The organism is Pseudomonas sp. GD03858 (assembly GCF_029840925.1).
Taxonomy (GTDB): Bacteria; Pseudomonadota; Gammaproteobacteria; order Pseudomonadales; family Pseudomonadaceae; genus Aquipseudomonas.
In genome coordinates, this window is sequence record NZ_JAOCDM010000147.1 from 1 (window position 1) to 11,443 (window position 11,443).

Annotated in this window: 2 protein-coding genes; both read right to left on the reverse strand. The window is 68.3% G+C overall.

Annotated elements, in window-relative coordinates; all coding sequences use genetic code 11:
- Window positions 1-957, reverse strand: a 957-nt coding sequence (locus N5D48_RS24235; RefSeq protein ID WP_279888538.1) for an alpha/beta hydrolase, incomplete at its 3' end; no start/stop codon positions are given.
- A 57-nt stretch (window positions 958-1,014) separates the two neighbouring features.
- Window positions 1,015-11,442, reverse strand: a complete 10,428-nt coding sequence (locus N5D48_RS24240; RefSeq protein WP_279888540.1) for a non-ribosomal peptide synthetase — start codon at window positions 11,440-11,442, stop codon at window positions 1,015-1,017.
- Between the last annotated feature and the right edge of the window lies 1 nt (window position 11,443).

Sequence of the window (11,443 nt, forward strand, 5' to 3'; positions counted from 1 at the left end):
GGCCGACAAGTAGCGGCGAATCACCCCCGCCAGTTGCTCATGCACCTGCTCCACCGCCGGCACCACGCTGCGCATGCGCAGCAGGTCGTGGGTCAGTTCGCGGTACTCCAGCAACTCCACCTGCACCCCGCTTTCGCGCAGGCGCCGGGCATAGGCCAGGCCTTCATCGAGCAGTGGATCGAAACCCGCCACCGCGACCACCGCCGGCGCCGAGCCACTGAGGTCCTCGGCCAGCAACGGCGAAAAACGCCAGTCGCGGCGGTCCTCGGCGGTACGGGCGTACTGCTGGTAGAACCATTCCAGGGTCTGGGCTTCCAGCAGGTAGCCTTCGGCGAACAACGCCATCGACTCGCTGGCCTGCGACGCGTCGGTCATCGGGTAGCACAGCAGTTGCAGGCACGGGGTCAGCGGCGCTTCGGCGCCCTGTCGCGCGGCCTCGATCGCCAGCACCGTGGCCAGGCTGGCGCCGACGCTGTCGCCGACCAGCGCCACCCGGGCCAGGTCGATGCCCAACGCCGGCGCCTGGGCCTTGAGCCAGTGCAGCACATCGCTGCAATCGTGCAGCGCGGTGGGGAACTTGTGCTGCGGCGCCAGGCGGTAGCCCACCGCCAGCACCGGGAAGCCACTGCGCTGGCACAGTTCGCGGCACACACCGTCATGGGAGTCGAGGCTGCCCACCACGTAGCCGCCGCCGTGCAGGTACAACACCAGGCCATGGGGGCCGGCGCCCAGGCCACGCGGGCGGTACAGGCGTAATTCCAGTGCCTGGCCATCGCGGCTGTCGATGTGCAGGGCCTGCACGTCCAGGTCCTGAGGGGCCGGCCAGCTTAGCTGCCGGGTGGTCTGTTCGAACGCCGCGCGCGCCTGCTCGGCACTCATCTGGTGAAAGGCCGGTTGCCGCGCCTGGGCTTCATCGGCCAGGCCGAGGAACGCGCCGATATCGGGATGCAAGGTCATGTGAAATTCCTGAAAGTGGACAACGCACGCCCGGCGAAGGGCGTGCGTGCAGTCGGATCATGCCGGCGTGGTGTGCGCCAGGCAGTGTTCGATCATGTGCAGCAGCTCCTCGCGGAACGCCTCCATCAATGACTCGACCGTCGTCGCGCGGTAACGCCGGGTACTGTAGAAGCACAGCAACGACATTTGCCCGTCGTACACCTGGCCGGTCACCTCCAGCCAGTTGCTCATCGGTGCCCGCGGCGCGAACTGGGCACCGGAGCTCTCGCTGGCCGGCGACAACAGCCCGTCCTCCTCGAAGGTCTGGTCGAACTGCCCCATGTAGTTGAAGGTCACCCGCGCCTCAGGCAGGCCAGCGAAGCGCTCGGCGATCTCCGGCGCCGCCATGTGCCGCAGGATGCCGTAGCCCAGGCCCTTGTTCGGAACCTGCGCCAGCTGCTGGCGAACCGCCTTGATCGAGCTGCCGAAGTCCGCGCCCAGCCCCGGCTGCAGGCGCAGCGGGTACATGCTGGTGAACCAGCCCAGGGTGCGGCTCAGGTCCAGCGCCTCGAACAGGTCCTCGCGGCCGTGGCCTTCGAACTGCAGCAGCACCGACTCGGCCTCGCTCCAGCGACACAGCACGCGGCTCAGCGCCGTGAGCAGGATGTCGTTGATCTGGGTCTGGTACACCGCCGGCACTTCCTTGAGCAGCCGCGCCGTCTCGCGCTCGCTGAGCTTGATCTGGGCACTGGCCTCGAACTGCATCTCGTTGCGCCCACGCGGGTTGTCGCAGGGCAGATCGGTGCCGGGCTGGTCGAGCTGCGCGAGCCAGTAGTCGAGCTCGTTGGCCGCCAGGTTGGGCGCTTCGCCTTGCAACGCCTCGGCCCAGGAACGGAAGCTGCTGGTGCGGATCGGCAGCGTCGCTTCGCGCCCTTCGGCATAGGCCGCATAGGCCTGCTGTAGATCCTGCAGGAGGATGCGCCAGGACACCCCGTCGATCACCAGGTGGTGAATGGCGATCATCAGGCGGCTCTCGCCGTCGGCCATCTGCGCGTGCACCACGCGAATCACCGGCCCGTCGATCAGGTCCAGGCTGCGCTGCGCCGCGTTGACCAGCTCGTTGAGCGCCTGGGCATCGGCCACATCGCGGTGCCAGATCCATTCACAGCTGCCAGCCAGGGTGTCGTAGTACTGGTACCAGCGACCGTTTTCCTGGCGGAAGCGCAAACGCAGGCTGTCATGGTGGCGAACCACCTGCAGCAAGGCCTTTTCCAGGGCCACGCCATCGAGCGGCTGGCTGGCGCGCAGCATCAGCGACTGGTTGAAGTGGTGCGGCGCCTCCATCTGCTGGTCGAAGAACCATTGCTGGATCGGTATCAGGTTGAACAACCCCTCCCCGGCCAGCTGCGTGAGGTCCTGCTGCGGACCACGGCGCTGGGCCGCGCCCTGGTCGAACAGCGCCTCGATGCTCTGGTGGCGCATCAGGTCGCGCAGCTTCAGGTCCATTTCCAGGGTCGGGTGGTTACGCACCCGGGAAATCACCTGCAGGCTCAGGATCGAGTCGCCGCCCAGCTCGAAGAAGTTGTCGGTGATACCCACCTGCTCCACCTGCAGCACGTCCTCCCAGATCTGTGCCAGCCACTGCTCGCGCGGGTTGCGCGGCGCCACGTAGCGGGCCGCCTCGAACTGTGGCTCGGGCAGGCCGCGGCGGTCGATCTTGCCGTTGGGCGTCAGCGGGAAGCGCGCCAGGCAGACGATCTGCGCCGGCACCATGTACTCCGGCAGCACCTGGCGCAGGGCCGCCTTCAGTTCGTTGCCCAGCCCTTCGCCGGCGCCGCTCACCACGTAGCCGATCAGTTGCTTGCCCGAGGGGCTCTCGCGGGCGATGACCAACGCATCGTCCACCTGCGCCTGCTGGCGCAGCCGGGCCTCGATCTCGCCCAGTTCGATACGGAAACCGCGGATCTTGACCTGGTGATCGATGCGGCCAACGTAGTCGATGATCCCGTCGGCGCGCAGGCGCACCAGGTCGCCGGTGCGGTACAAGCGGTCGCCGTCGGCGCTGAACGGGTTGGGCACGAAACGCTCGGCACTGGCGTCCGGGCGGCGGTGGTAGCCGCGCGCCACGCCATAGCCGCCGATGTAGAGCTCCCCGGCAAAGCCGGCCGGCAACGGCCGCAGGTCATCGTCGAGCACGTACAGCGCGCGCGGGCCGACCGCGCGGCCGATCGGCGCATAGGCCGCCGCGCAGCGCTCTGTGCTGTCGGCCTTCCACAGCATTGGCGTGACCACGGTTTCGGTGGGGCCATAGCCGTTGGTGAAATAGCGGGGCTTGAGCGCGGCCTTGACCTGTTCGTAGGTCTGCTCGGGCACCGCGTCACCACCGAAGCAGTAGATGCGCACCGGCGGCGCCGGCTCGGCGCTGGCCTGGACGAACTCGGCCAGTTGCTTGAGGTAGGCCGGCGGGAAGCAGGCGATGGTGATGCCATGGCGATGCAGGGCCGCGCAGGTCTGTTCCGGCGTCCACAGTTCATTGTCGCGCAGCACCAGGGTACCGCCGGCCAGCAGCGTGCTCAGCCAGCGCTCATGCGCGCCGTCGAAGGCGAACGACATGAAGTGCAGTTCGCGGCTATGGGCATCCATTTCATACAGCTCGACGATGGCCTGGCAATGCGCGCTGATCGGCCCATGGGCCACGGCCACGCCTTTCGGGCGTCCAGTGGAGCCGGAGGTGTAGATCAGGTACGCCAGCGAGTGCTCGCGGATCCCGCTCGACGGTGCCTGCGCCGGATAGGCGTGGGTGTCGCAGCGATCGACCTCGAGCACCGCCAGGGTCGCCGGCAGGTCGAAGCGCGCGCGCAGGGCCTGCTCGGTCAGCAGCAGGCTCATGCCCGAATCCTCGATCATGTAGGCCAGGCGCTCCGGCGGATAGTCGATATCCAGCGGAACATAGGCCGCGCCGCTCTTGAACACCGCCAGTAGCGCCACCAGCAGTTCCGGCGAACGCTGCATGGCCACGCCGACCACCCGCTCCGGCCCCGCGCCCTGGGCTTGCAGGGCATGGGCCAGGCGATTGGCCCGCTGCTCGAGGGTGGCGTAGTCCAGGCTGGCCTCGCCGCACTGCACGGCGATGGCCTGGGGTTGCCGCTCGGCATGGCGGGCAATCAGCTGGGGCAGGTCCAGGGCCTGGTGGCTCGCCTGCGGCGCCGCGCTCCAGCCCTGCAGCGCCTGCTGCTGGCCCGCTGTCAACCGCGGCAGGTTGCCCAGCGCCAGCCCCGCCGGTGCTTCGAGCAGGGCGTCCAGGGTCTGCTCCATGCATGCGCGGATGCCTTCCACCGCCTCGGCGGCGAAGCTGCTGCGCAGGTACATGTACTCGATGGTCAGGCGGTCGCTGAGGCTGACGGCCAGGTCCATCGGGAAGTTGGTCAGGCCCTGGCTGGCACTGGCGCCGAAACTCAGGCCGGTGTCGATTTCCTCGTTCAGGCGCTCGTCGATCGGGTAGTTCTCGAACACGATGATGCTGTCGAACAAGCCCTGGGCACCCAGCCCGGCCCAGCGCTGCACGTCCGCCAGCGGTGCCTGGGAGTAGTCGCGGATGTCCAGGTTGTAGCTCTGCAGCGCATGCAGCCACTGCTCCAGGGGCTGCGTCGGCTCCAGGGTCTGGATCACCGGCAAGGTGTTGATGAACAGCCCGAGCATGCTGTCGGCGCCCGGCAGGCTTTCCGGGCGCCCGGCCACGGTGGCGCCGAAGGCCAGGGTGGTCTGCCCGGTATAGCGCTGCAACACCAGTAGCCAGGCAGCCTGCACCAGGGTGTTGAGGGTAATGCGCAGATCACGGCAACGTTGCTGCAACTGGGCGGTGCGCGCCGGGTCCCAGTGCGAATACAGCGCCTGGTGCCCAGGCAGTGCCGCTTCGTGGCGCGGGTGCACCGCCTGGCTGAGCAGGGTCGGCTCCTCCAGCGGGCGCAGGCGCTCGCGCCAGAATTGTTCCAGGGCGTCCCGGTCCTGGTTCACCAGCCAGGCGATGAAATCGCGATAATGCCCCACCTGCTCCGGCAGCGCCTGCCCGGCATAGTGCTGCAGGACCTCGGCGAACAGCCGCGAGCTGCTCCAGCCATCCATGAGAATGTGATGGCTGGTCCAGATCATCTGGTGCCGCGCCTCGCTCAGGCGTACCAGCAGCACCCGGTGCAGCGGCGCGCTGGACAGCTCGAAGCCGCGCTCGCGCTCCTCGCGCGCCAGCTCGGCAAGGCGTTGCTCGTCCGCCGCCGCATCGCGCCAGTCGAGTTCGCGCAGGTCCAGCTCGACATGCCGGTGCACCACCTGCAAGGGCGTGCTCAGCCCGGCCTGCCAGTGGAAGCTGCTGCGTTGCACGGCATGCCGCTCGGTGACGAACATCCAGGCCTCGCGCAAGCGCTGCACATCGAGGCCATCGATGCTCATGCTCGACTGGTTGATGTACAACTCACCGTCATCGTCGCTGACGCTGTGGAACAGCATGCCCTCCTGCATCGGCGACAGCGGGTAGATGTCCTCGATATCCACCGCGGCCACCGGCAACTGGTCCAGGTCGCGCTGGGTCAGGGCCGCCAGCGGGAAGTCCGATGGCGTCACGCCCTGGTTGTGCGGGTCGAGGCAATGCTCCACCAGCCCTTGCAACTGAGCCTGGTAGCGCGCGGCGAGACGTTGCAGATCCTCGGCCTGGTAACGCCCTTCGAGGGTCCAGTGCAGGTGCAAGCGGTCGCCCTGCTGGGTGACGTGCAAATGCAGCCCCGCCGGTGCGCTGACCAGTCCTTGGCCCAGCACTGGCCAGGCGTTGGTTTGCGGCGCTGGCCCGGCCGCGTAGCTGAAGGCGATTGCCGGCAACGGCTGCGCGCCGACTTGCCCGCCACGTACAGACTCCTTGACGGCCTTGATGGCACTGGCCAGGTCGCTTGCCGCCGGCAGGTGCAGGACCTGGCGGCTGGCGAACGGCCCGACGCTGCGCGCCAGGTCACAGCCTGCCGCGACGCGGCGACCGGTCTGGGCGGCCAGCGCAATCGTCGACTGCTCGCTGTCGGCGCCCAGGCACAGGACCAGGGCGGTCAGCAGCAGCTCGCCGACATCGCTGCGGTAGGCGGCCGGGGCCAGGTTCAGCAATGGCTGGCCCAGGTTGGCCGGCAGGCGCTCGTCGAGGCTGAAGGCCCCCGGCTGCGCCGCCGTTTCCAGCAGCGCCGTCAAGGCCGGCGCCTCAGGCACCTGGACATGCCCCGACGCCCCCCGCTGCGCCAGCCAATGGCGCAGCGAATGCGTCTTGGCCGGCAGCGCGCGCTGTTCGCAGAGCGCCTGCAGGTCTTGTCCGAGCAGCGCCCACGAATGGCTGTCGAGCACTTCGCCGGCACCGACCAGCAACAGAGGGCGCCGGCCTTCGATCTCGCGGCCCAAGGCGGCGCGCAGCAGGATACCCGCCGCTGGCGCCAGGCCTTGGGCCAGTACCTGGCGCTGCGCGGCATGCGGCTCGTCGTCGATCAGCAGCGGCTGCGCCTGCCAGGCGGCCTGCAGGGCCTCCAGCGGCAAGTACTCGCTGCCCTCGACGGCAAGGCGCACGCGCAAGCTGTCGTGATGGCCGACCAGCGCCGCCAGCGCTTGCTCGAGCTGCCCCCGATCCAGCGCCGCCGGCACGCTCAAGTGCATCCACTGCGCGCCGCCAGCGGCCACCGCCGGCAAGGCTGGCAACGCACCACTGAGCGCCCCCTGCTGCTGCGCGGCGTCGTCATGGCTGGCCACCGCCGCCAGCGCGGCGATGGTCTGTTGCTCGAACAGCTGTTTCGGGGTGAACACGATACCGGCGCGGCGCGCCCGGCTCACCACCTGGATCGACACGATCGAATCACCGCCCAACTCGAAGAAGTTGTCGCTGATGCCAATGCGTTCAAGTTGCAGCACGTCCTGCCAGATCGTCGCCAAGGTGGCCTGCAGCGCATTGCGCGGCGCCTCGTAGGCCTGCTGCAGTTCGCTGGCGTCAACCTCCGGCAGCGCCTTGCGATCCAGCTTGCCGTTGGGGCTCAGCGGCAGGCGCGGCAGTGCCACCAGGTAGGCGGGCACCATGTAGTCGGGCAGCAGCGCCTTGAGGTGCTCGCGCACCGACTCGCGCACCACCGCCGTATCCGCGTCCTGCGCCTGACCACGCACCACGTAGTAGCCAACCAGTTGCTGGCCGCTGGCGGCCTTGCGCGCCACCACCACCGCTTCGTGCACCTGCGGGTGCTCGACCAGGCGCGCCTCGATCTCGCCCAGCTCGATGCGGAAGCCGCGGATCTTCACCTGGTGGTCGACACGGCCGATGTAGTCGATCAGCCCGTCCTCGCGATAGCGAACCAGGTCGCCGGTGCGGTACAGGCGACCACCATCGGCGGCGAACGGGTCGGGCAGGAAACGCTCGGCGGTCAGCCCTGAGCGGCCGAAATAGCCGCGAGCCAGCAGCTCGCCACCGATCATCAGCTCGCCGACCACCCCCACCGCGGCAGGTTGGCCGTGATCGTCCAGCAGGTACAGGCTGCGTCCCGGCAGGGCCCGGCCAATGGACAGGGTCAACGGCAACGGTTCGCGGCCGTTGACGTAATCGCTGCAATCGAGGGTGCTCACCGTCACCGTGGCCTCGGTCGGGCCATAGGTGTTGAGCAGGCGCACATGGCCCAGGCCCGCGGCCTGCCAGGCGGCCAGCCCTTCGACCGGCATCGCCTCGCCACCGCTGTGCACCTGGCGCAGGCGACCATAGGCGCGTGGCGCCTGGGCGGCGAAGTCCTTGGCCAGCATGTTCCAGTAGGCGGTGGTCAGGTCGACCACGCTGATGTCCTTGTCGATCAGTTCGCGGTAGAACGTCTCGCTGTCCCAGATTTCGTTGCCGCGCAGGACCACGCTGGCCCCGCAGATCAACGGCGGATACAGCTGCTCGACGAAACCGTCGAAGTTGAAGGTGGAGAACTGCAGTCCACGGTCCTCGGCGCTCAGGCCGAAGAAACCGACGGAGACAAAGGCATGCCGGGTCAGCGCGCGCTGGCTGATGCCAACGCCCTTGGGCCGGCCCGTGGAGCCGGAGGTGAACATGACGTACGCCAGGTGTTCGCCATGCACCCGGTTGACCAGGTTGTCGGTGGCGTACTGCGCCCAGTGCTGCGGCTGGTCCAGCAGCAGGCGCGGCAGGCTGTCGGGTACCGCCAGCCGGCCGACCACTGCTTCATGGCCGAGCAACAAGGCGATGCGGCTGTCCTCGATCATGCACAGCAGGCGGTCCTGCGGGTAGCTAGGGTCGAGCGGCACATAGCCGCCACCGGCCTTGAGCACCGCCAGCAGGCCAACGATCATCTCCAGGCCACGGTCGGCGGCGATGCCCACCAGCACATCCGGCCCCACGCCCTGCTCGACCAGCTTGCGCGCCAGTTGGTTGGCCTGTTCGTTCAGTGCCCGATAGCTCAGCTGACGGTCTTCGAACAGCAGTGCCGGGGCCTCGGGCGTGCGGGCCGCCTGGGCCTCGAACAGCACGTGCACCGGCTCATCGCTCGGGCAATCGAACGCTGCCGTGCTCCAGTCGTGCACCAGGCGCCGGGACTCTTCGGCGTCCAGCCAGGCCAGCTCGCTCAGCGGCGCGCTGGCATCGTCCTGCATCGCCTCCAGCAGGTTGACCAGGCGGTTGGCCAACTGCGTGGCCATCGCCGCGCTGAAGGCCGCGTGGGCATAGCTGAAGTGCAGGTGCAGACTGGCCCCGAGGGTGACCGACAGGGTCAGCGGGTAGTTGGTCTGCTCATGGTTGTCGATCCCCGAGAAGCTCAAGCCCGCCGGTGCCTCCTGCTCCAGCGCCTCGGCGACCGGATAGTTCTCGAACACCATGAGGGTATCGAACAGCGATTCGGCGCCATGGCCGGACCAGCGCTGAACCTCGAACAGCGGCGTGTGCTCGAACTCGCGCAGCGCCAGGTTCTGCGCCTGGACCTGCTGCAGCCACTGGCCGACGCGCTGCTCAGGCAGGGGCGCGGCCACCACCGGCAGCGTGTTGATGAACAAGCCGACCTGCTGCTCGGCACCACGAACCTCGGCGGAGCGCCCGGCCACCGTGGCACCGAAGGCCACCGCATCCTGTCCGGTCTGGCGCTGCAACAGCAGCAGCCAGGCCGCCTGGACCACGGTGTTGACGGTGACTTTCTGCTGCCGTGCGAAACCTGCGAGGGTTGCCGTCTGCTGCGCGTCAAGCAGGCGAACGAGCTCGCCATGCCCCTGGTTCGGGGCATCCTTGGCACGCAGGTTGGCCATGGCCTGCACCAGGCGCGTCGGCTCCTCGAGCAGCGCCAGCTGGCCACGCCAGAAGCCCTCGGCCTTGGCCGCGTCCTGACGTTGCAGCCAGGCGATGTAGTCGCGGTAGCGGCCGACCCTGGCCGGCAGCGTGTTGCCGTTATAGCGCTGCAGCACTTCGGCCATCAGCTGCGAATGACTCCAGCCATCCATGAGGATGTGATGGTGGGTCTGGATCAGTTGGTAACGAGCGTCGTCCAACTGCACCAGCAGCACCCGCAGCAGTGGCGCGGCACTGAGTTCGAAGCCGCGTGCCAGCTCTTCGCGCGCCAAGGCTTCGAGCGCCGCCTGCTGGTCGTCGCGGCCACGCCAGTCCAGGCACTGGAACGGCAGCGCCAGTTGCTTGTGCACCACCTGCACCGGCTCGTCCAGCCCTTCCCAGACGAAGCTGCTGCGCAGTACTTCGTGCTCGTCGAGCGTGGCCTGCCAGGCGTCACGGAAGCGTTGCGGGTCGAGCCCTTCTACGGCCAGGCTCATCTGGTTGAGGTAGTCGCCACCCTCGGCCTCGTACAAGGTATGGAACAGCATGCCGCGCTGCATGGGCGCCAGCGCATAGATGTCCTCGATGTGCGCCGCCGCGATCGGTAGTTCGTCGAGTTGCGCCTGGGTCAGCCGCGCCAGCGGGAAGTCACTAGGGGTCACGCCGCCATGCTGCGGCGCCAGGCAGTGGGCGACCAGCGCCTGCAACTGCGCGCCATAGGCGTCGGCCAGCGCCTGCACGGTGGCGTCGTCGAACTGCTCGGCGCTGAAGGTCCAGGCCATGCTGAAGACGCCGTCGAACACCTGGCCGTTCAGGGTCAGGTTGTTGCCCAGCGGCGCTTCGAGGTCCTGCTCGTCGCCCTTGGCGCCCGCGCACAGCGTCAGCAGGGCCGGCTGGCCCTCATCGCCGCCGGCATCGAACTGGCCGAGATAGTTGAAGGTGATACCCGCCTCAGGCAGCGCCGCCAGCACCGCACGGCTGGCAGGGTCACCGAGATGGCGCAGCGCCGAGTAGCCCAGCCCCTTGTCGGGAATGGCACGCAACTGCTCCTTGACCTGCTTGATGGTCGCACCGATCTCGGCGTGGGCATCCAGCCGTGCCGGATACAGGCTGGTGAACCAGCCGACGCTGCGCACCAGGTCGATGTCGTCGAACAACGCCTCGCGACCGTGGCCCTCCAGTTGCACCAGCACCGCGCTGTTGCCGGTCCAGCCGGCGATCACCCGCGCCAAGGCACTGAGCAACAGATCGTTGACTTGGGTACGGTAGGCCGCTGGCGCCTGCTGCAACAGCTGGCGGGTGACGACCGGGTCCAGGTGGGTGTGCACGGTTCGTGCGTGGCGGCGCGCCAGGCTGCCGGCTCGGTCCAGCGGCAGCGCCGTGGCCAGGCCTTGCAACTGGGCTTGCCAGAACTGCAGTTCGGCCTGCCGGCGTTCGTCGCGGGCATAGCCTTGCAGGCGCTCGGCCCACTGGCGCACCGAGCTGGTCTTGGCCGGCAGCACGGCTGCCTGGCCGTCGGCCAGTGCCTGGTAGGCGCGCTGCAGGTCCTCGAGGAGGATACGCCAGGACACACCATCGACCGCCAGGTGATGGATCACCAGCAGCAGTCGTTGCTCACCCTCGGCACAGTCGACCAGCACGCCGCGCACCAGGCTGCCCTGGCCCAGGTCGAGGCTGCGCTGGGCTTGGTCGCCGATGGCCTGCAACGCGTGCTCGTCATTGGCCGTGGCACGCCCCAACAGTGGCTCGCGCTGCCACAGCGCCTGCACGGCGTCCAGGTCGAGGAAGCGCGCCTGCCAGCCTTCGGCCTGCTCGACGAAGCTCAGGCGCAAGGCATCGTGATGGCGCACCAGGGCCTGCAATGCCTGCTCCAGCAACTCAACCTGCAATGTCTCGCCGGCCTTGAGCAGGATCGACTGGTTCCAGTGGTGACGCGCGGGAATGTCGGTTGCGAAGAACACCTGCTGGAACGGCAGCAGTGGCGTCTCGCCCTGCAGGGGACTCTGGTCGATCACCAGTGCCGCCTCGCCGACCCGGGCGACCCCGGCCAGTTGCTGCACGGTCTGTTGTTCGAACAGATCCTTGGGCGTGAAGCGGATACCGGCCTGGCGTGCCCGGCTGACCACCTGGATCGAAACGATCGAATCGCCACCCAGCTCGAAGAAGTTGTCGTGCAGGCCCACTTGCTCGACCTTGAGCACT